The organism is Nocardia suismassiliense, assembly GCF_900269665.1.
Classification (GTDB): domain Bacteria; phylum Actinomycetota; class Actinomycetes; order Mycobacteriales; family Mycobacteriaceae; genus Nocardia; species Nocardia suismassiliense.
This window is the reverse complement of the sequence record NZ_LT985361.1, coordinates 2,815,263-2,834,524: the sequence shown is the minus strand read 5'-3', so window position 1 is coordinate 2,834,524 and position 19,262 is coordinate 2,815,263. Positions and strand designations below refer to the sequence as shown.

Below are 19,262 nucleotides of genomic sequence, written 5' to 3'. Positions count from 1 at the left end.
CTCCCTTCGTCGTGCGACCGACTCCTCCGCCGATTCGCACCAAACCAGGTTTTCGACTTATAATCGAAAACGTGGCCCATAGTAGCACTATCCACGAATCGCTCACCGCGGTGTTCCAGGTTCGCCGCTTCCCCGCGAACATCGCCGCAGGTCCCGGCCCTGCCGCCCTCGGAAACGGGGTTATCGGTCGCTGCCCACCTGGACAACGGACCGAATTGGCGGTGCTGCTGTGGGAGCGCGCGCTCGACCCGCAGAAGGGCACCTGGTCGCTGCCCGGCGGCCGTTTGCGCGACGACGAGGACCTCGACACCTCCGCGCGCCGTCAGCTCGCGGAGAAGGTCGATGTGCGCGAACTGGCCCATCTCGAGCAACTGTCGGTGTTCAGCGCCCCCGATCGGGTGCCCGCGCCGCGTCGCATCGCCTCGGCCTATCTCGGCTTGGTCCCGCTCACGGCGGACCCGCGGCTACCCGACGACACCGCGTGGCATCCGCTCTCCGCGTTGCCGACGATGTCCTTCGACCACGGCACGGTCGTCGAGCACGCGCGCACCCGCCTGGCCGCGAAGCTCTCCTACACGAATATCGCCTTCGCGCTCGCCCCGGCCGACTTCACCATGTCCACGCTACGCGAAATCTACTGTGCGGCATTGGGTTACGACGTCGACACGACGAACCTGCAACGAGTCCTGACCCGGCGCAAGGTGATCACGCCCACCGGCAAGACCCGGGCTCCCGGCCGCGCGGGCGGTCGCCCCGCCGCCGTCTACCGCTACACCGACTCGGGTATCCGCGTCACCGACGAATTCGCCGCTCTGCGCCCGCCGACCTGACGGACATGTGAATCGGGAACGACAATTCGACGATCAGCTGCCGACCGACGGAGTTCCGCAGCGCAGACCTACGATTCGACGCTCGCCTTGCGATGCTTACTCCCCCGCCGATACCGCCGCTTGTTCGCCACCGGCTGCGCAGCACTGCTGCGCCGCAACGCATCCCGCCGCCGCCAAGCAGCCAGATCCGCCCGCTCACGCACCTGCTCGGCGGGCAGATCCGACACTGTCCCCACCCTGTTGTTCTCGTTCATCACCGGACCTCCCTTCCATAGCCGGGCCAGCACAAGCTACCCCCACCCCCAACGTCGCCTCCACTCAATTTATGCCGCCCCACCAGGCAGCCCGTCATGGTGAACAGCGAAGCGCCGGAAGTACCGCGGCGAGAACAGTTCAGGCGGTCTTCATCTGCGGCTGCGGCGGCGGGGTCGCGGTGCGGGCGAACACGCGCGCCAGGCCCCAGAAGATCAACTCCACCAGCCAGAACAGCACCAGGAACACCTGGACGACGATCACCGGGATCGCCAGGAACAGCACCGACGGCACGGCGATCAGCACCCAGGTGACGACCGCGCCGAAACTCGCGCCGCGCAGCCTGCTGGCCAATCGCACTGCGGCCCACATCATCCAGTACCGCGGCACCGACACCCCGAGCTCACGCAGGCAGCGCCGGAAGATCCCGTCGGCGTCGGCGATGCTCACCTGGTGGGTATCGCGCAGGTAGTCGTGCAGGATGGCGGCGCGGGTGTAGGCGCCGTAGCGCGGGACGAGCCAGACCAAAGCCCGTGGCACCGAGGCGAAGTCGGTGCGGAACCCGGCCGGGATCACGAATTCTTGGGAATCACCTTGATAGACGAGGGGTTCGACCACCCGCCAGAACTTGGCGTCGATCTCCTCGACGACCAGCCCGCTACCGACGAACGCCACGACTCGTTCCTCTCTGAACGCACAGCGCATGCCACCATTCTAGGTTTTTTCGGTACGCCAATGCCGTCCCGCGGGCAACGGTTCGGACAACGCTCAGCGGCGGGGACGAGTCTCCGGCAGCGAACCGGAACCGGCCTCGGGGGCCGGTTCGTAGCCACGGTAAGGCATCGGGACACCGCCCGCCGGGTACGACGCGGCACCGTATGGCCCGAATGCGCCTGCCGGGTCGAACGATCCGGCCGGCACGGCGGTGTTGTTGCCCAGATCCTCCGAAGAATTCAGCGCGGCGAGGAACAGCACGAGCAGTGACGCGATCAGCGGCTGCACTATCAACGCGAGCCAGGTGCCGACCTCCGTCGGCAGTTCGACGATCTGTCCGAGCGGCGGATCGTCGGGCCGCGGATGCGCCCACTCGGCGACCTGTTCACCGAGCCGCGCCATCACCACGGCACCGACGAGCGAGCCGAGCAGTAGACCGATGGGCAGCAATGGCCCGCGCGCCGCCCGCCACCGCCAGGCGGCGACGGCGGTCAGCAGGCCGACGACGGCCGCCAGGCATACGAATATCGCCACCGCGTCGAACTGGTGCACGCTCTCGCCGGTCAAGACGGCGCCGCGGCCGGGCTCGACCACGAACAGCTGCTCGGTCGGCGCGAGCAGCCCCCACCCGACGCCGACGACCGCACTGACCAGCACTACGGCCAGCGCGATCACCGCGGCCGCACGCGCCTCGTTCCGCATTCCACTGCGCAGCGCCTGCACTAGCGGCGTTCCAGACTGGTCGCGTCGATCACGCCGTGCCGGGAACACTTGGCCCACCAGCCGTCGGGACTCACCTGCACGACCATCCGGCGACCGCACTGCTCGCAGAAGCGCGGCGGCTCCAATCCCAGTGCGGCGGCCGCGGGCACGGCGTCGTCGAGGCCGGGCACGATCCGTTTGCCGGTGAACGGGTTGTAGCGCTCGTCCATAGGCAAGACATTACTCATGGGGGCGCTCAGAGGGTTTCGTTGAGCGCCTTGATCGGCATCTTCAACTCACCGAGCAGATCGAGATCCGCCTCGGCGGGCCTGCCGAGGGTGGTCAGGTAGTTGCCGACGATGACGGCGTTGATGCCGCCGAGGATGCCCTGCTTGGCGCCGAGGTCGCCGAGGGTGATCTCGCGACCGCCCGCGAAGCGAAGGATGGTGCGCGGCAACGCGAGCCGGAACGTGGCGACGGCGCGCAGCGCGTCGGCGGCGGGCAGCACCTCGAGGTCGCCGAACGGCGTGCCGGGGCGCGGATTGAGGAAGTTCAGCGGCACCTCGTCGGGCTCCAGCTCGGCCAGGTTCGCCGCGAATTCCGCGCGCTGCTCCAGGGTTTCGCCCATGCCGAGGATGCCGCCGCAGCAGACCTCCATGCCGGCCTCGCGGACCATGCGCAGCGTGTCCCAGCGCTCTTCCCAGGTGTGCGTGGTGACCACGTTCGGGAAGTGCGAACGCGAGGTTTCCAGGTTGTGGTTGTAGCGGTGCACGCCCATGGCCGCGAGCTGGTCGACCTGCTCCTGGGTGAGCATGCCCAGCGAGCACGCGACCTGGATGTCGACCTCGTTGCGGATCGCCTCGACGCCGGCCGCGACCTGCGCCATCAGCCGCTCGTCCGGGCCGCGCACGGCGGCCACGATGCAGAACTCGGTGGCGCCGGTCTTCGCGGTCTGCTTGGCCGCCTCGACCAGGCTGGGGATGTCGAGCCAGGCCGCGCGCACCGGCGACTGGAACAGACCGGACTGCGAGCAGAAGTGGCAGTCCTCGGGGCAGCCGCCGGTCTTCAGGCTGATGATGCCCTCGACCTCGACCTCCGGGCCGCACCACTTCATCCGCACGTCGTGCGCCAGGGCCAGCAATTCTTCGAGGTGTTCGTCGCCGAGGCGGAGCACCTCCAGGGTCTGTTCCTGGGTCAGTCCTTCGCCGCGGTCGAGCACTTGCTCGCGGGCGAGCGCCAGGATAGCGAGGTCTACGGGGGCCTGGGTCACTGCACGAATCCCTTCGTTCGGCCGAGGTGGCCGTGCAACTTGAACGGCGTTCAGGCTAGGGTAGCCGGGACAGTGAGTCAAAACACTGCGGGCCGGATGATCAACCGTGCCGTGGCTCTCATCGACCACTGCGGCGCACCGGCAACAGACCTCGAGGCGGTAACCTGCGTAACCACGAGGGGGCTGGCGACGCCCTCTCGGAGAGGGAAGGAAATCGGGTGCAACTGCACAGAGCGGACGTGGTCGACGGTGCCATCGCGATCCTCGACCAGTACGGCCTCGCCGACCTGACCATGCGCCGCCTCGCCGGCTCGCTGCAGGTCCAGCCGGGCGCGCTGTACTGGCACTTCCCCAACAAGCAGGCGCTGCTCGGCGCGGTCGCGGACAAGACCCGGCTGCCGATGGACGAGCCGATCGTCGCCACCGAATGGTCCGGCCAGATCAGCGAATTGGCGCACCGGCTGCGCGACTGCCTGCTCGCCTATCGCGACGGCGCCGAATTGGTCTCCGCCACGTACGCATCGCGGCTCACCACCAGCAAGGGCCGGGAACGCATGGCGGGCGCGGCTATTCGCGCGGGCATGCCGCGCCACGAAGCCGAACTCAGCTCGTTCACCCTGCTGTACTACGTCCTCGGCCAGACCGTCGACGAACAGTCCAGGATGCAAATGGAATCCGCCGGTGCCCTGCCCGACGACGAGACCCCCCTCGACGAAACCCCCGACCCCACCGCCCGTTTCGACTTCGGCCTGCAACTGTTCATCGCAGGCGTCCGCCACTTGCTCGGCACGCGGGTGCGCTGAGCCGCACACTTTCCGCGTTCCCGCACACGGAATCGCATGCGATTCCGTGTGCGTCTCGACAGTAAGTGTGCGGCTGTTCTAGCCGGCCAGCGCCGGTTGGGGCGTGGTGCGGCCTGCGGGGCGGGGCAGGCCGAAGTGGTCGCGCAGCGTGCTGCCGGTGTACTCGGTGCGGAACAGGCCACGCTGCTGAAGGATCGGGACGACGGTCTCGGCGAACACCTCCAAACCGCCTGGGTAGTACGGCGGCATCACATTGAAACCGTCCGCGGCACCGCTTCGGAACCACTCTTCGATCGTGTCGGCGACCTGTTCGGGCGTGCCTGCGAACACGCGGTGGCCGCGCGCACCGGCCAGCTTGTGCAGCAGGCCGCGCACGGTCGGCCGTTCCCGCTGCACTATTCCGGCGACCACCTGGAGCCGGCTGCGGGCGTTGTCGGTGACCTCCCCCGCGTCGTCGAACAGATCCACCGGGACCGCCTCGTCGAGCGGGAGGTGACGCAGGCTCTTGCCGACGATGTTCTCCAGTTGCGTCAGACCGTATTCCGGCACGGTGAGCTCGTTGAACTCGCGCTCGAGCCGCTTGGCCGCGGCCTCGGTGTCGCCGATGAACGGGCTGATGCCCGGCAGGATCTTGACGTGGTCCGGGTTGCGCCCGAAACCCAGGGCCTGCGCCTTGATGTCGGCATAGAACCGCTGCGCGTCCTCGAGCCGCTGGTGCGCGGTGAAGATCGCCTCGGCGTACTTACCCGCGAACGAACGCCCCTCATTGGACGCACCGGCTTGCACGAGCACCGGGTACCCCTGCGGCGTGCGCGGGGCGTTGAACGGTCCACGGACACTGAGGTGTTCGCCGACGAAGTCGATCGGGTGAATCTTGTCCGGATCGGCGTACACCCCGCTCGCCTGGTCGAGCAGGATGGCGTCGTCCTCCCAGCTGTCCCACAGTGCGACCACCGCGTCCACGAATTCTCTTGCCCGCGCGTAACGTTCGGCGTGTTCCGGGTGCTTGTCGAGGCCGAAGTTGGCGGCGGCGAGGTCGGTGCCGGTGGTTACGATGTTCCAGCCCGCCCGGCCGCGGGAGATGTGGTCCAGCGTGGAGAACAGTCTGGCCAGGTTGTAGGGCTCGTAATAGGTGGTCGACGCGGTGGCGATCAGCCCGAGATGTGTTGTCGCCGTGGCGATGGCGGTGAGCAGGGTGATCGGCTCCAGTCCGGATCCCGCATTGTGCTTGACGTTGGTGCGCAGTGCCGGTCCGTCGGCGAAGAACACCGCGTCCAGCTTCGCGGCTTCAGCGGTGCGCCCGATCTGCTGGTAGTAGTCCACGTCGTAGATCCGGCCGGGCTGGCTGTCGGGATGCCGCCAGGCGGCCTCGTGGTGGCCGGACGGGTAGATGAACGCGTTGAGGCTGAGCTGACGCGGAATACTCATGAGGCTTGCTTCTCTTCTTCGTGGAGGTCGTCGGCGCCGACGCCGAGGCTGGCCAGCAGCAAGGAGCGGTGCCGAATGAAGGCCGGATCACCGTGCCTGCGTGGACGTTCCAGATCGATCCGCTGGTCGAGGGCGATCCGTCCCTCGTCGAGCACGAGGACACGGTCGGCGAGCAGTAACGCCTCGTCGACATCGTGGGTGACCAGCAGGACGGCCGGCTTGTGCCGCGCGCACAGGTCCTGCAGCAGCACGTGCATCCTGATCCGGGTGAGCGCGTCCAGCGCGCCGAACGGTTCGTCGGCCAGCAGCAGTTCCGGCTCCCGCACCAGTGAACGAGCCAGCGCGACGCGTTGCTGTTCGCCGCCGGAAAGTTCCCTGGGCCAAGCCTTTTCACGACCTGCCAGGCCCACTTCGGCAAGCGCGGCCCGCCCGCGCTCGGCGGCGCCGGTCCCGCGCAGACCGAGGATCACGTTGTCGAGCACCCGGATCCACGGCAGCAGCCGGGAATCCTGGAACACCACCGCACGTTCGGCCGGAACCGTCAGTTCGCCCGAGCCGGGCACGTCATAGTCCAGTTCCGCCAGCGCGCGGAGCAGGGTGCTCTTTCCGGAACCGCTACGACCGAGCAGGGCAACGAATTCCCCGCGTGCGATGTCGAGATCGATGTCGCGCAGCACGACCCGTTCGCCGAATCCGCGGCGCAACGCACGCGTCCGGACAACGTTCAGTCCCCCAATGTCTGTCGCCATGACAGCGCCTTCCTTTCCACCGCACGCACGGCGAGATCACCGAAAAGTCCGAGCAGGCCGTAGATCACGAGCCCGACCACGATCACGTCGATCTGGCCGTAGGTGCGGGCCTGAGTCATCAGGTAACCGATGCCGCTGGTGGCGTTGACCTGTTCCACCACCACCAGGGCCAGCCAGGCGATGGTGACCGCGAGGCGAAGTCCGAGGAAGAAGCCCGGCAGCGAACCAGGTAGCGCGATGCGGTGGATGAAGCCCCAGCGCGAAAGCCCTACCGTCTGTGCGAGTTCCACGTATCTGGCGTCGACGCTGCGCAGGTAGGCGTGAGTGTTCAGATAGATCGGGATGGCCACGCTGGTCGTGATGACGAGCAGCTTCATCTCCTCGCCGATGCCGAACCACACGATGAACAGGGGGATCAGCGCGAGCGTCGGAATCGCGCGTTTGATCTGAATCGGACCGTCCACCAGCGCTTCACCGATCCGGCTCAAGCCCGCGACGAGCGCGAGGACCAGCCCGACGGCGACACCGAGGACCAGGCCGTAACCGGCGCGCTGCACCGAGGTGAGCAGGTTGGATTGCAGCCTGCCGTCGGCGAGCAGGTCACCGGCGGTCGCGGCGACCGTCCACGGCGCCGGCAGGGTCTCCGGATCCAATGTGCCGGAGGCAGATCCGAGCACCCAGGCGGCGATCAGCAGTGTCGGTCCGACGGCCGCGCCGAACGGGATCGGCCGGCCGGGGCCGAGCCGGGGCCGGTTCGGCTTGCGCTCGGCGAGCTCACGCGCCGGTGCGGCACTGCGCCCGAACTTGTTCCATACTCCGGCGTCCAAGGTGGCCATCAGCGTTCCTTCGGGGCGAACGCGGCGCCGCTGGCGGCGACCGCCTCGGTGATCGCGGCGTCGTAGCGCAGGTCGAAACCGTTGGCCGCCTGCACCTTCTTCGGCAGCTCGCCGGCCTTGGCGATGGCGTCGATGGTGGCCTGCTGCCGGTCGACCAGCTTCTGATCCAGATGAGGGAAGGTGAAGGTGCCGAGTGAGTCCACGATGCGCTTGGCGTCTTCGGGACTGACCTTCTGGTTGTCCACGTAGTACCGGCGCGCCCACTCTTCCTGATGGGTGTTGACCCACTGGTTGGCCCGCACGAACGCGCCGACGAGAGCGCGGGTCGCCGCGGCCTTGGCGGGATCATGCACCACCGCGCGGCGGGCATACAGATAACCGAGCCCGCCGTAGATGCCTTCGGTCTGCGCGTCCGGGATCAGCGACGCACCCGGAGTACGCAGCAGCCGAGTCACATTCGGCTCGATCAGCGGCGCGACGTCGACCTGTGCGGTGCGCACGGCGTCGAGGAACTCGGCCAGCTGCAGCCGGATCAATTGCACGTCACCGGGTTTCAATCCGGCCTTGTCCAGTGCGCGCAGCACCGCGGCCTGCTGGGCGGTGCCCTCGGCGTAGGCGATCTTCTTGCCCTTCAGGTCGGCCAGCGTGCGCACCGACTTGCCCGGCGCCACCGCGAGTTTCAGTGCCGTTGGGCTGGTTTGGTAGGCGGCCACGATCGGCACGTCCTGCCCAGCGATGAGCGCGTGGATCGGCGGCACATCGCCCACCTGCGCGACGTCGGCGGCCTCGGCGCGGAAGGCTTCGAGAATGGCCGGTCCGCCGACGAAATTGGCGAACTCGACCTGGAACGGCAGCTTGTCCAGCTCACCGGAGATCCGCAGCACCGACTGCAGGCGCTCGGACTGGTCGGCGACGATCAGCTTGGTGCCTGCCGGAACGTCAACGGGCAGCGGCGTGTCCGCGGCGACGGGACCGACCGGCTTGTCGTTGTTCGCGCAGCCGGTGAGTCCGAGGGTCGCAACGGTTGCCACGGCGAGCAATGCGGCGGCGGTGCGGCCTTGGCGGCCGAACAGAAACGTGCGTGGTCGGTACATGCAGGGATTCAAACAAGACAAATCCGGCCCGAACACCGTTTGTCTCATGCTGGTTCGAACTGCTCAGCGCGGTGCCGCCGCCGTCGTCTGCGCCCGGACCTGCTCCTGGTACTGCTGGATGAACGGCAGGATCTGCTGGTCGATCACCGTGTTGTACTCGGCCGGTCGCTGCATCGGATTGGCATGCCCGGTGTTTCGCGCCTGCACCACCGAGAGCGTGCCGTCCACGCCGCCGACCTGCTCGATCAACACCTGGTGCGAGTACTCGACATCGACCACCCGGTCCCGGCTCGGGTCGCGCGGGCGGATGAAAACGATGGCGGGGCGCGGCTTTCCGTCCACCGGAGCGGCCAGCGCCTTCAGATCATTGGTCGCGCCGCCCGCCACGATCGCGGTGAACTGCGCCTCGATCAGTCCGTTGCTCGCCGCGTTGCGGGAGAAGATCTTCTCCCGCAGCACCTCGCCCATCACCACGCGCAGCCGGCCGAAGCGAATGCCGGGTGGGCGGCCGTCGCCGCCGTAGGAGACGAAACGGTCGCGGCGCGCATACGTTTCCACGGCCAGCCGCAGCAGGCGGCTTTCTCGCGCGCCGGGCAGCCAGCGCATCCAGCGCACCATGTCCTCGCCGCGGCCGCGGCTCTCCGGGCGGACCGCGTTCAGGTCCACCGGGGTGCAGTCCAGGATCACCCCGGCCAGGCGGCGGTCGCTGTCGAGGTGGATGTGTTTGGCGACCTCCAGCGCGATCACCCCACCCATGCTGTGCCCGACCAGCACGATGTTCTTCAAGCCGGACAGCTCGGTGGCGCGCACGATCAGGTCGGCGATGACCTTGGTGTCGATACCTTCGTTGTCGTAGCGGATGGCCCAGACCACGCCCATCCCGCGCAGGGCGGGCAGGGCGGCGGCGGTCGCGCTGGCGTCCAGGCCGCCGAGGCCGACCATGTCGACCACCACAGTGTCCCAGTCTTTGGGATCGGCCGGTGCGGCGACGGGCAGGATCGCGGGGTCGGTGCGGGCGAGTCGTACCTGTTCGGGTTCTACGTCGAAGGTGAGGTACTGGGCGAAGACGACCAGTACGGCGGCCAGCAGTACGACCACCCGCAGCACCGCGGACCTGGTCCGGCGCAACGTCTTCCACTCGTGCCACAGGCTGGTGTCCCGTAGCCGGGCTTTGCGTCGCGCGTCGTCCCAGTCCGCGACAGTGGACGGGTGCCGGTCATCGAACGGCGACATCTGTCCCACTGTAGGTAAAGGATGTGGACTGTCGCCATTCCACACCTTGCCCCCGCGGCGCCGCGAACCCGACCGAACGGTAGAGTTCTGCCGTCAACCTCGGCGGGTGCGGGAATCCGGTGTAATTCCGGAACGGTCGCGCCACTGTGATCGCCCTCACGGCGAAAGTCAGACCTCCCCTGCCGGGACAACTCTGGAGAGGCCGCGACTTGCCTGTGGAGCACCACCGAATCATGTGCCGGTACGCGCGGCGCATTCCGCAGCCGACCGCTGGCGCGGGGCGAGCATGAGCGAGCGCGTCATTTGGCAGCGTTCCTGGGCCCTGACGGAACCGACCGCTGGCGCGGGGCAGGCATGCGAGCGAAGCACGGATCCTTGGGGCATGCCTGAACCGAGCGCTGGCGGGGTGGCGGCATGACTCGTGTCCGTGCGGCGATCATCTTCCCTGTTCTCGGGGCCTTACTGATCTGCGCGATGATCCTCGCTACCGGCTTCGGCGCGGAAACCTTGCCGGTCTCTTCGGTATTGACGGTGTTGCAACACCGGGTGACCGGGCAGGCGCCGACCGACTTCGGTCTGGATACCATCGTGTGGCAGCTGCGGGTGCCGCGAACCGTGCTCGCCGCGATCGTCGGCGCGGGGTTGGCGCTGGCCGGGGCAGCTATGCAGACCCTGGTGCGTAATCCGCTGGCCGACCCGTATCTGCTCGGAGTTTCGTCAGGTGCGGGTGTCGGCGCGGCTGCGGTGATCACCTCCGGGTTGTTCGCCGGGGCCGGGGTGTGGGCGTTGTCCGGCGGGGCGCTGGCCGGGGCGTTCGTCGCGTCGGGGCTGGTGTTCCTGATCGCGGTGCTGCAAGGCGGGCTGACGCCGTTGCGGCTGGTGCTCACCGGCACGGTGCTCGGCTCCGGGTTCGCCGCGTTGAGCAGCTATCTCATCTTCCGCCGCCCGGACCCGTCGCACGCTCAGGCGGTGCTGTTCTGGTTGCTCGGCAGCCTCGCCGGTGCCGACTGGACGCGAATTGCCTTGCCGCTGAGCGTCGTCGCGGTCGCGGGTGTCGCGCTGCTGGGTGCGAGTGGCTGGCTCGACGCGCTGACTGTTGGCGGCGATACCGCCGCCTCGCTCGGTGTTCCCGTCAAAGAGCTGCGCATTGCGCTGTTTGTACTGCTCGCGGTGCTGGTCGGTGTGCTCGTTGCGGTCTCCGGTGGCATCGGCTTCGTCGGGCTGGTCGTCCCGCACGCGGCCCGTCTGCTGGTCGGCCCGCGTCACCGCAATCTGTTACCCGCCTGCGCACTCTGCGGCGCGCTGTTTCTCGTCGTGGCCGACGCCGCCACCCGAATCGTGGTTCGCCCCATCGAGATCCCCGTCGGGGTGCTGACCGGACTCATCGGCGCACCCACCTTCCTGATTCTGATGGGGCGTCGGCGTTACCGGTTCGGGGAGTCATGAGCGGTCACGACATCGCCCGGGGCCGTACCGAGTCTGAGCTGAGCGGAGCGGCCGATCGTCGCGTCAACGGCGGCAAGGATCCCGCTGGAAGCGGCATCCTGGAAACCGCCGGCGCCGGCGCTGCGCAAGGGGTTGTCGAAACCCCTGGCACCGCTGGCACCGCCCACGGCAGGACCGAAACCACTGGCACTGCGCACGGCACGGCCGAAACCTCCAGCACTGCTGCCACTGCACACGTTGTAGTCGAAACCACCGGCGCCGCGCACACTGCCTACGGCAGCGTCGAAACCGACGGCACCGCTGGGGCATTGGAGGTGCACGGGCTCGCGTGTGCCGCTGGGCGTCGGACCGTGGTCTCCGACGTGAGCTTCACGATTCAGGCCGGCGAGACGATCGGGATCGTCGGGCCGAACGGCGCTGGAAAGTCGACGCTGCTGCAGACTCTCGCCGGGGTGCGGCGGCCGGTGCGTGGTCGGGTAACGGTGGACGGCCACGTGCTGCAGAAGATGTCGTCGCGCCAGCGGGCGCGCACGGTCGCGATGGTCGCACAGGACGAACGCCCGCCCGCCGACCTGCGCGCGGGCGAGGTCGTGGCGCTAGGGCTCACCCCGTACCTACCGCCGTGGGGTGCCGGATCGCCGCTCGAACAGCAGGCGGTTCAAGACGCGTTGGCCACGGTGGACCTGACCGGGTTCGCCGACCGACCGGTTCATCGACTCTCCGGCGGTGAACGCCAACGAGTGCTGCTCGCCCGCGCGCTTGTGCAGAACACCCCGGTGCTGCTGCTGGACGAACCGACCAATCATCTGGACATCACCCACCGCCTCGAACTCCTCGCGCTGACCCGCACCCTGCAACGAACCGTCATCATGGCGCTGCACGATCTGACCCTGGCGGACCGCTACTGCGACCGAATCCTGGTGCTACACAACGGCACCGCTCATCCCCTCGCCGCGCCGGCCGTCGCCCTGGCTTCCGAGGTCGTCGACACGGTGTTCGGCGTCCGCGCCCTCCGCGTCCCCCATCCCGAAACCGGCGAACCTCACCTCCTGATCACCGCCCGCGAGGCGACGCTGTGAACCTGCATCGGCCAGCACGCATCAGCACTCCACGCACGCACCCAGCATTGAAAGGCGAATCTATGAAGCACACTCTGCGAGTGTTGGTAGCGGTCACACTGGCCGCGGCGGTGGCCGGATGTAGTGCGGACAACACCGCAGCCGGAGATCTCACGATCCGGAATTGCGATGTGGACGTGCGGTTTCCGGCCCCCGCGCAACGCTTGTTCGTCAACGACGGGAATCTGATCTCGATGGCGCTCGCACTCGGGGCACAGGACCAGGTGGTCGCGGTGTCGAGTGTGCAGCGCGACGCCGATACGTTGCGCAGGCACTACGGTCCGGTTGTCGATCAGCTGAAGTCTGTTGCGCCCGAATATCCTTCGCGCGAGACCGTGCTGGCGCAGGGTCCCGACGTGATGGTCGCGGGCTGGAGCTACGGCTATGACGAAGCCAAGAACCTGACCCCGGAGTCGTTGAGCAAGGCCGGGATCGCGGCCTACACCCTGACCGAGAGCTGCCGTCAGCGAAATGGTGAACGCCCGCGCGGCATCGTCGAGCCGTGGACGGCGCTGCGCACCGATCTCACCAACCTGGGCGCCATCACCGGCCGCGCCGACCGCGCCACCGAGGTGACCGCCGATCTGGATCGACGCCTCGCCGCGCTGACCGCCGCACCGCAGGCCGAGCGCAAGCCGACCATCTTCCTGTTCGACAGCGCCACCGATTCCCTCATGTCCAGCGGCAGTTTCGGTGCGCCCCAGGCGATCCTGGACGCCGCCGGTGGTCACAACGCGCTCAGCGACGTGGCCGACACCTGGACCCGGGTCTCCTGGGAGCGACTGGCCGCCGCCGACCCCGACGCCATCATGTTCGTCGACTACCCGCCGCAGACCTTCGCCCAGAAGGTCGAGGCCCTGCGCGCCAAGCCCGGCATCAACCAACTCCGCGCCGTCACCGAGGGCCGCTTCCTCAACCTCCCCTACGCCATGTGGACCAGCGGCCCCCTCAACATCGACGCCGCCGAACAGATCCGCAAGCAACTGGAACAGTGGAACCTGGTCCCCGCCTCCAGCATCCAACCCCAGGTCGACGACGCCCTCCGCTGAAGCCCGAGACGGCGATCATCTTCAGGTAAACGGCGACCAGTCGGGAGTGAACCAGCCGGGCACCGCGGCGGTGAAGCGGTCGCGGTCCCAGGAGCCCGCACCTTCGGGGATCGCGCCGACCAGGTCGACACCGGTGACGCGCGGTAGGTCGACGCGGTTGCAGGTCGCGGCGAGGTCGGGTTCGGCAGGCCACGACCCGATCACCAAGCCCGCGCATCGCACACCCGCCGAATGCAGAGCGCGCGTGGTCAATTCGGTGTGGTTGAGCGTGCCGAGTCCGGCGGCGGTCACCAGAAGTACTGGTGCGTCGAGTTTCTGGGCGAGATCGAGCAGGGTGAAATCGCCGAGCCGAACCAGCAGACCGCCGGCGCCCTCCACCAAGATGAGTTCGGCATCGTCGAGCGCCGCTATGCCCGCGACGGTTTCGGCCACGGTGAGCTCGGGCAATCCCGCACGACGGGCGGCGGTATCGGGCGCGAGCGGATCCGGGTAACGCGCGAATTCGGAGGTCCGGGTGACACCACTGAGCCGTTCGACTTCGGCCAGATCGCCGGGTTCGCCTGCGGCTACCCCGGTTTGGCCCGGCTTACAGACAGCGACCGACCGGCCGGCGGCGAGCGCGGCCGCCGCCACAGCCGCAGTGACCACAGTCTTGCCGACTTCCGTAGAAGTCCCGGTAACCAAGAGAACGCTCATACCGCCATCCTTCGTGTTCCAGCGACGTTCATGCCCGCACCGCGTCCAACCCACGCGCCTGCGCCAGCACATCACCGAGAACCGTTGCGATGGTGTCGAGCTCGGCCTCCGTCAGGTTGGCGCGGGCGGTGAGCCGCAGCCGCGACGTACCCTCCGGCACCGACGGCGGCCGGAAGCAACCGACATCCAGGCCCTGCGCCCGGCAGGCCTGCGCGGCATCGAAGGCGACCTGCGCCTTACCGAGCACCACCGACACCACCGCCGAATCCGGCACCGACACACCGGCGATCCGCGCGATATCGGCGGCCCGCTCCAGCACCCGGCCCGCCAGTTCGGGTTCTCGGCGCAGCACCCGCAGCGCCGCCCGCGCCGCGCCGACGGCGGCCGGCGCGAGGCCGGTATCGAAAATGAAGGTGCGCGCGGCATCGATCAGATGCGCCCGGACCCGCTCACTGGCCAGCACCACGCCACCTTGCGCCGCAAGGGATTTCGACAATGTCGCGGTGATCACCAGATCCGGCTCGCCGGCCAGTCCGAGCTCGTGCACCAGCCCGCGCCCACCCGCGCCACGCACTCCGAGACCGTGCGCCTCGTCCACGATCAGCACCGCGCCCCGCGCCCGGGTCACCCGGTGCAGCTCGGCGAGCGGCGCGAGATCACCGTCGGCGCTGAACACCGAATCGGTGAGCACCAGCGCCCGCTCCTCGGTCCGCGCGGCAAGCAGGCGATCCACCGCGTCGACATCCCCGTGGGCGGCAACCTCCACCCTGGCCCGCGACAGCCTGCACGCGTCGACGAGCGACGCGTGACTGCCCGCATCGGAAACGACCAGCGCACCACGCCCTGCCAGCGCGGTGACCGCGCCGAGGTTGGCGGCGTATCCGGAGGCGAACACGAGTCCCGCCTCGGCACCGACGAATTCGGCGAGCTCGGTCTCCAGCAGCTCGTGCTCGACGGTGGTGCCGGTGACGAGCCGGGAGCCGGTCGAGCCCGCCCCCCAGCGCCGCACCGACTCGATCGCTCCGTCGATCACCTCGGGGTGGCGAACCAGCCCGAGATAGTCGTTGGAGGCCAGGTCGAGCGACGGCGACCGCGCCGCGCGGGGACGAAGTTCACGCCGCAGTCCGGCGGCCACCCGCGCGGACGCACGCTCGTCCAACCAACTCAATGGATCGGTAGTCACAGCTCCGGAGCATACTTGAACACCGTTCAGGACGCATAGCCCCGACCGATCCGCTCACCCGGAGAACCAGTTCGGCGTATCGAAGCGAAACACCTCCCCCGGCGTCACCGTGCGCAGATCCTGCTCGAGTTGCGCCAGTCGATCGGCGCCGAGTTGCCGCGCCCAGCGCTCATGAATGCGATCGAAGACCTGCGCGGACCGATTCAGCATGTCGACGGCGCGCTCGGTCAACGTATAGACCTTGCGCCGCGCATCGGTCGGATCATGACCCTGCCGCAGATAATCCAACCGCTCGAGCGTCTCGATGTGCTTGCCCGCGGCCTGTTTCGAGATACCGAGGGCGCGACCGAGATCGGCGGCGGTACACCCGTACGGCCCACCCACCCGGCCGACGGCCTGGAAAAGGAAGCCGTGCATCGGCCGCAGCTCGGCGTGCCCGTGCTCGGCCAACTCGGCGTGCACCTCGTCGATGACCGCACGAAAGCCGAGCAGCATCCGCAACGGCAGTTCATATCCACCGGCATCACTTGACATATTGGACAACCTCGTTGACTATATGGACAACCTGATTGTCTATCTTACGGAGTGCCCACGCATGACGCTCATCCAACACACCGAAACCCGTCGCACCGAAACCCCCGGCGGTGTCATGACCACCCTCGCCTCGCCCACCCAGGGCGGCACCGCGCTCGCCCTCTGGCGGGTCGAGGTGCCCGCCGACAGGTCGGGCCCGGTCCACATCATCGACACCGAGCAGATCTGGACCGTCGTCGCGGGCAGTCTCACCGTCGACCTCGACGGCACGAAACTCACTGCCGCCGAAGGCGATACGGTGATCATGCCCGCCAACGCGCTGCGCCAGGTGCACACCGAGCATGGCTTCACCGCCATCGTCACGGCACAGGCGGGCGCCAAGGCGGGCGTGCCGGGCAGCGACACCCTGGTCGTGCCGCCCTGGATCGCCTGAGCCGACCGGCGATCACGACTGCGCCGCAACAGCGGCACGCATGCCGGTCGTGATCGCCGCGATGTCCGCGTCGGTGCTGATGAACGGCGGCATCGTGTACACGAGATTCCGGAACGGCCGCAGCCACACCCCGGCAGCGACCGCGGCGTCGGTCGCGGTACGCATGTCCACGGGGCGGTCGAGTTCGATCACGCCGATCGCGCCGAGCACCCGGGCCTCGACGACATTCGGCAGCGCACGCAACGGGGCAAGGCCGGCTTCGAGACCGGCTTCGATGCGCGCCACGTCGCCACGCCAGTCCCCGGCCGTCAGCAGTTCCAGTGAGGCCACCGCGACCGCGCAGGCCAGCGGGTTGCCCATGAAGGTCGGCCCGTGCATCAAGCCGCCGTGTCCCGCGCTGATCGTCTCGGCGATCAGCGCGGTGCACAGCGTGGCGGCCAGGGTGAGGTAGCCGCCGGTCAGCGCCTTGCCGATACACATCACATCCGGCCCGACGCCGACCTGATCGGCCGCGAAAAACGTTCCGGTGCGGCCGAATCCGGTCGCGATCTCATCGAAGACCAGCAGCACGCCGTGCTCGTCGCACAGCCTGCGCAAATCCGTCAGGTAGCGCGGGTGATGCCAGCGCATCCCACCCGCGCCTTGCACGACGGGTTCCACGATCACCGCCGCGAGCTCGCCGGCGTTGGCGCCGATCAGCCGGTCCAGCTCCGCCACATACTCCGGCCGGTAGTCACTCGGTGGCATCGGCGCGAAGACCTGATCGACCAGCACATCGGTCCACAGCGAGTGCATGCCGCCGGTCGGATCGCACACGCTCATCGGCGTGAAGGTGTCGCCGTGATAGCCGCCGCGCCAGGTGAGCAGCCGCCGTTTCTCCGGGCGGCCGAGCGCGCGCCAATATTGCAGGCACATCTTCACCGCGACCTCGACCGACACCGAACCGGAGTCGCACAGGAACACCTTGTCCAGGCCGGCCGGGGTCAGCTCGACCAGCAGTTCGGCCAGCCGAGCGGCGGGTTCGTGGGTAAGACCGCCGAACATCACGTGGCTCATCCGCTGCGACTGCGCCACCAACGCGGCGTCGAGCACCGGGTGCCGGTAACCGTGAATGGCGGCCCACCAGGAGCTCATGCCGTCGATCACCTCGCGGCCGTCGGCCAGCGTCAGCCGCGTGCCGCGGGCTTCGGCGACCACCAAAGGCTCGGTGGTGGCCGGGAATCCGCCGTAGGGGTGCCAGACGTGTTTGGCGTCGATAGCGGCGATCTCGTCACGGGTCAGTGCCACAGGAATCCTCGCGGTCGAGCGACGACCCCGCCCAGCGGACGGGCTTGAACGCCGTTCAAGTTACCACCGGAGCTGCGCGCGAGCCGCATCCGTGCGAATTCCCGGCGCTCAGCGGTCGTCCAGGGTTATTCTTTGACTCCGTCAAAGATCAACCGAGTCGCACCGCAGGAACGGAGCCGTCGTGACCACCGTCGCCGCCACGGACATCGCCGCAGTCCGGGAATTCAACCGCCGCTACACCAAGGTCATCGGTGTGCTCCGCGAAGGCTTGCTGGACAGCGAGTATTCGCTGACCGAGGTCCGAATCCTGTTCGAGCTGGCCAATTCCGGCACCGCCGAGGTGGTAACCCTGCGCCAGACACTGGATCTCGACGCCGGCTACCTGAGCCGCATCCTGGCCCGCTTCGAGAGCGCGGGCCTGGTCCAGCGCAACCGCTCCGACAGCGACGGCCGCCGCCAAGAGGTCCGGCTCACCACCAAGGGCAAGGAAATCTTCGCGGTGCTCGACCAACGCTCCAGCGACGAGATCGGCTACCTGCTAACCGCCAAACCGCCCGCCGCCCGCGCCCGGCTGGTCACCGCGATGCGCACCATCCAGCAGATCCTGGACCATCCCGCCCACGCGGCGGCGGCGCCACCGTTCGTCATCCGGGCGCCGAAGCCCGGTGACTACGGCTGGGTCATCGAACGGCACGCCCGGCTCTACAGCGCCGAATACGGTTGGGACGGAACGTATGAGGAGTTGATCGTGCGCATCGTCGCCGACTACCTCAACGCCCACGACGAGCAGCGCGAGCAGGCCTGGATCGCCGAATCCGGCGGCGAGCCGGTGGGCAGCATCTTCTGCGTCGCCGAGAGCGAGACCACCGCACGGTTGCGGCTGCTGCTGGTCGAGCCAAGCGCGCGCGGACTCGGCGTCGGGTCCGCGCTGGTCGAGCAGTGCCTGCGCTTCGCGACCGCCGCGGGCTACCGCGAGATGGTGCTGTGGACCAACGACGTGCTCACCGCAGCTCGGCACATCTATCAGCGGGCCGGTTTCGAACTGGTGGAAGAGAGCCCACACCACAGCTGGGGTGCGGACCTGATCGGTCAGACCTGGCGGCGGTCACTCGAGTCACCCAAGTAGCACTGCCTGACTCGCGCCGAAAGACCTTGCGCGACATATGGAGTAGAGGCACCTCGATCGACGGCAGACCGAGCCCACGGCCTGTACACCGGATCGCGGGATAGTCACTGCGCGACGTCCGCCGCCAGCGCCTCGTTCACCAGGACCAGCGCCCGCCGCAGATCGACTAACCCGCCATCGCCCAGACTTCCGGCGATCATCTGCTCGATGCCCTGAATCCGTTGCGCCGCAATGCCGAGCGCGTCTTTACCGGCGTCGGTCAGCACGACCAGCCGCGCCCGCCTATCGGCGGGGGCGGCCCGCCGCCCCCCCCAAACCCCCCGCCCCCCATGGGGGGCCCGCCCCCCCCCCCCCCCCCGCCCCCCGCCCCCCCCCCCCCCCCGGGCGGGGATTCCGGAGCCGGGCGGGTCCAGAAGGCGGAAGAACCCCGAGGGCGCCCGGCGCCGCCGGGCGGCCGGCCCCGCGCCGCGAGTCCCGGG

The 19,262-nt window shown here is 68.5% G+C and carries 22 protein-coding genes; 7 read left to right on the top strand and 15 right to left on the bottom strand.

The window, feature by feature from the left end; all coding sequences use genetic code 11:
- Positions 1-71 precede the first annotated feature (71 nt).
- A complete protein-coding gene (locus DBO33_RS12750; RefSeq protein WP_107655218.1) occupies positions 72-830 on the top strand; it encodes an NUDIX hydrolase in 759 nt (252 codons plus the stop codon).
- A gap of 68 nt (positions 831-898) precedes the next feature.
- On the opposite strand, the gene DBO33_RS12745 is transcribed toward DBO33_RS12750, so the two are convergent.
- The 5 genes from DBO33_RS12745 to bioB all read right to left on the bottom strand — a co-directional run bounded on the left by DBO33_RS12745 (position 899) and on the right by bioB (position 3,768).
- On the bottom strand, positions 899-1,084 hold the full coding sequence (locus tag DBO33_RS12745; RefSeq protein ID WP_107655217.1) for a hypothetical protein: 186 nt from the start codon (positions 1,082-1,084) through the stop codon (positions 899-901).
- A 139-nt stretch (positions 1,085-1,223) separates the two neighbouring features.
- Positions 1,224-1,757: a DUF1353 domain-containing protein gene (locus tag DBO33_RS12740; protein WP_107660216.1), complete on the bottom strand. Its 534-nt coding sequence runs from the start codon at positions 1,755-1,757 to the stop codon at positions 1,224-1,226.
- A 93-nt stretch (positions 1,758-1,850) separates the two neighbouring features.
- A complete protein-coding gene (locus tag DBO33_RS12735) occupies positions 1,851-2,498 on the bottom strand; it encodes a DUF2567 domain-containing protein (RefSeq protein WP_107660215.1) in 648 nt (215 codons plus the stop codon).
- A gap of 20 nt (positions 2,499-2,518) precedes the next feature.
- Entirely contained in the window at positions 2,519-2,728 is a 210-nt protein-coding gene (gene bsaP, locus DBO33_RS12730) for a biotin synthase auxiliary protein BsaP (protein ID WP_107655216.1), read from the bottom strand.
- A gap of 26 nt (positions 2,729-2,754) precedes the next feature.
- Positions 2,755-3,768, bottom strand: coding sequence for a biotin synthase BioB (bioB, locus tag DBO33_RS12725; RefSeq protein ID WP_107655215.1), 1,014 nt, complete (start codon positions 3,766-3,768; stop codon positions 2,755-2,757).
- A gap of 218 nt (positions 3,769-3,986) precedes the next feature.
- Here bioB and DBO33_RS12720 point away from each other — a divergent pair, with 218 nt between their 5' ends.
- Positions 3,987-4,571, top strand: a complete 585-nt coding sequence (locus DBO33_RS12720) for a TetR/AcrR family transcriptional regulator C-terminal domain-containing protein (RefSeq protein WP_107655214.1) — start codon at positions 3,987-3,989, stop codon at positions 4,569-4,571.
- Positions 4,572-4,649: 78 nt separating this feature from the next.
- Here the strand turns inward: DBO33_RS12720 and DBO33_RS12715 are convergent, their stop codons facing one another.
- The 5 genes from DBO33_RS12715 to DBO33_RS12695 form a co-directional block, all read right to left on the bottom strand.
- On the bottom strand, positions 4,650-5,999 hold the full coding sequence (locus DBO33_RS12715; protein ID WP_107655213.1) for an LLM class flavin-dependent oxidoreductase: 1,350 nt from the start codon (positions 5,997-5,999) through the stop codon (positions 4,650-4,652).
- Positions 5,996-6,748, bottom strand: coding sequence for an ABC transporter ATP-binding protein (locus DBO33_RS12710; RefSeq protein ID WP_199856595.1), 753 nt, complete (start codon positions 6,746-6,748; stop codon positions 5,996-5,998). Before DBO33_RS12710 ends, DBO33_RS12715 begins: the two co-directional genes overlap by 4 nt.
- Complete coding sequence (locus DBO33_RS12705; RefSeq protein WP_107655211.1) at positions 6,724-7,584, bottom strand: ABC transporter permease; 861 nt, start codon at positions 7,582-7,584, stop codon at positions 6,724-6,726. The genes DBO33_RS12710 and DBO33_RS12705 overlap by 25 nt, the downstream gene beginning before the upstream one ends.
- Positions 7,584-8,678, bottom strand: a complete 1,095-nt coding sequence (locus DBO33_RS12700) for an ABC transporter substrate-binding protein (RefSeq protein WP_107655210.1) — start codon at positions 8,676-8,678, stop codon at positions 7,584-7,586. Before DBO33_RS12700 ends, DBO33_RS12705 begins: the two co-directional genes overlap by 1 nt.
- Positions 8,679-8,741: 63 nt before the next feature.
- Positions 8,742-9,911, bottom strand: coding sequence for an alpha/beta fold hydrolase (locus DBO33_RS12695; RefSeq protein ID WP_107655209.1), 1,170 nt, complete (start codon positions 9,909-9,911; stop codon positions 8,742-8,744).
- Between the two features lie 414 nt (positions 9,912-10,325).
- Here DBO33_RS12695 and DBO33_RS12690 point away from each other — a divergent pair, with 414 nt between their 5' ends.
- The 3 genes from DBO33_RS12690 to DBO33_RS12680 all read left to right on the top strand — a co-directional run bounded on the left by DBO33_RS12690 (position 10,326) and on the right by DBO33_RS12680 (position 13,524).
- The gene (locus tag DBO33_RS12690; RefSeq protein WP_107655208.1) at positions 10,326-11,357 is read left to right on the top strand and encodes a FecCD family ABC transporter permease; all 1,032 of its coding nucleotides are present in this window, start codon (positions 10,326-10,328) and stop codon (positions 11,355-11,357) included.
- Complete coding sequence (locus tag DBO33_RS12685; protein ID WP_234390807.1) at positions 11,354-12,436, top strand: ABC transporter ATP-binding protein; 1,083 nt, start codon at positions 11,354-11,356, stop codon at positions 12,434-12,436. The genes DBO33_RS12690 and DBO33_RS12685 overlap by 4 nt, the downstream gene beginning before the upstream one ends.
- A 62-nt stretch (positions 12,437-12,498) precedes the next feature.
- Positions 12,499-13,524, top strand: a complete 1,026-nt coding sequence (locus tag DBO33_RS12680; protein ID WP_107655207.1) for an ABC transporter substrate-binding protein — start codon at positions 12,499-12,501, stop codon at positions 13,522-13,524.
- A gap of 21 nt (positions 13,525-13,545) precedes the next feature.
- Here the strand turns inward: DBO33_RS12680 and bioD are convergent, their stop codons facing one another.
- The 3 genes from bioD to DBO33_RS12665 are packed head-to-tail and all read right to left on the bottom strand — an operon-like array spanning position 13,546 to position 15,937.
- Entirely contained in the window at positions 13,546-14,220 is a 675-nt protein-coding gene (gene bioD, locus DBO33_RS12675; protein WP_107655206.1) for a dethiobiotin synthase, read from the bottom strand.
- Positions 14,221-14,248: 28 nt separating this feature from the next.
- Complete coding sequence (locus DBO33_RS12670; RefSeq protein ID WP_107655205.1) at positions 14,249-15,403, bottom strand: 8-amino-7-oxononanoate synthase; 1,155 nt, start codon at positions 15,401-15,403, stop codon at positions 14,249-14,251.
- A 54-nt stretch (positions 15,404-15,457) separates the two neighbouring features.
- Entirely contained in the window at positions 15,458-15,937 is a 480-nt protein-coding gene (locus DBO33_RS12665) for a MarR family winged helix-turn-helix transcriptional regulator (protein ID WP_107655204.1), read from the bottom strand.
- A 61-nt stretch (positions 15,938-15,998) separates the two neighbouring features.
- Between DBO33_RS12665 and DBO33_RS12660 the strand changes: the two genes are divergently transcribed.
- Positions 15,999-16,370, top strand: a complete 372-nt coding sequence (locus DBO33_RS12660; protein WP_107660213.1) for a cupin domain-containing protein — start codon at positions 15,999-16,001, stop codon at positions 16,368-16,370.
- A gap of 12 nt (positions 16,371-16,382) precedes the next feature.
- Here the strand turns inward: DBO33_RS12660 and DBO33_RS12655 are convergent, their stop codons facing one another.
- Positions 16,383-17,657: an adenosylmethionine--8-amino-7-oxononanoate transaminase gene (locus DBO33_RS12655; protein ID WP_107655203.1), complete on the bottom strand. Its 1,275-nt coding sequence runs from the start codon at positions 17,655-17,657 to the stop codon at positions 16,383-16,385.
- Between the two features lie 181 nt (positions 17,658-17,838).
- On the opposite strand from DBO33_RS12655, the gene DBO33_RS12650 reads away from it, so the two are divergent.
- Complete coding sequence (locus DBO33_RS12650) at positions 17,839-18,783, top strand: bifunctional helix-turn-helix transcriptional regulator/GNAT family N-acetyltransferase (protein ID WP_107655202.1); 945 nt, start codon at positions 17,839-17,841, stop codon at positions 18,781-18,783.
- A gap of 104 nt (positions 18,784-18,887) precedes the next feature.
- Here DBO33_RS12650 and DBO33_RS42725 read toward each other — a convergent pair whose 3' ends face one another.
- The gene (locus tag DBO33_RS42725) at positions 18,888-19,049 is read right to left on the bottom strand and encodes a hypothetical protein (protein ID WP_159080227.1); all 162 of its coding nucleotides are present in this window, start codon (positions 19,047-19,049) and stop codon (positions 18,888-18,890) included.
- Between the last annotated feature and the right edge of the window lie 213 nt (positions 19,050-19,262).

Excerpts from the sequence above, each read along its gene's own strand:
- DBO33_RS12745 (WP_107655217.1), bottom strand. The coding sequence starts at position 1,084 with ATGAACGAGAACAACAGGGTGGGGACAGTGTCGGATCTGCCCGCCGAG.
- DBO33_RS12735 (WP_107660215.1), bottom strand. The coding sequence starts at position 2,498 with ATGCGGAACGAGGCGCGTGCGGCCGCGGTGATCGCGCTGGCCGTAGTG.
- bsaP (WP_107655216.1), bottom strand. The coding sequence starts at position 2,728 with ATGGACGAGCGCTACAACCCGTTCACCGGCAAACGGATCGTGCCCGGC.
- DBO33_RS12715 (WP_107655213.1), bottom strand. The coding sequence starts at position 5,999 with ATGAGTATTCCGCGTCAGCTCAGCCTCAACGCGTTCATCTACCCGTCC.
- DBO33_RS12710 (WP_199856595.1), bottom strand. The coding sequence starts at position 6,748 with ATGGCGACAGACATTGGGGGACTGAACGTTGTCCGGACGCGTGCGTTG.
- DBO33_RS12705 (WP_107655211.1), bottom strand. The coding sequence starts at position 7,584 with ATGGCCACCTTGGACGCCGGAGTATGGAACAAGTTCGGGCGCAGTGCC.
- DBO33_RS12700 (WP_107655210.1), bottom strand. The coding sequence starts at position 8,678 with ATGTACCGACCACGCACGTTTCTGTTCGGCCGCCAAGGCCGCACCGCC.
- DBO33_RS12695 (WP_107655209.1), bottom strand. The coding sequence starts at position 9,911 with ATGTCGCCGTTCGATGACCGGCACCCGTCCACTGTCGCGGACTGGGAC.
- DBO33_RS12690 (WP_107655208.1), top strand. The coding sequence starts at position 10,326 with ATGACTCGTGTCCGTGCGGCGATCATCTTCCCTGTTCTCGGGGCCTTA.
- DBO33_RS12685 (WP_234390807.1), top strand. The coding sequence starts at position 11,354 with ATGAGCGGTCACGACATCGCCCGGGGCCGTACCGAGTCTGAGCTGAGC.
- DBO33_RS12680 (WP_107655207.1), top strand. The coding sequence starts at position 12,499 with ATGAAGCACACTCTGCGAGTGTTGGTAGCGGTCACACTGGCCGCGGCG.
- bioD (WP_107655206.1), bottom strand. The coding sequence starts at position 14,220 with ATGAGCGTTCTCTTGGTTACCGGGACTTCTACGGAAGTCGGCAAGACT.
- DBO33_RS12665 (WP_107655204.1), bottom strand. The coding sequence starts at position 15,937 with ATGTCAAGTGATGCCGGTGGATATGAACTGCCGTTGCGGATGCTGCTC.
- DBO33_RS12660 (WP_107660213.1), top strand. The coding sequence starts at position 15,999 with ATGACGCTCATCCAACACACCGAAACCCGTCGCACCGAAACCCCCGGC.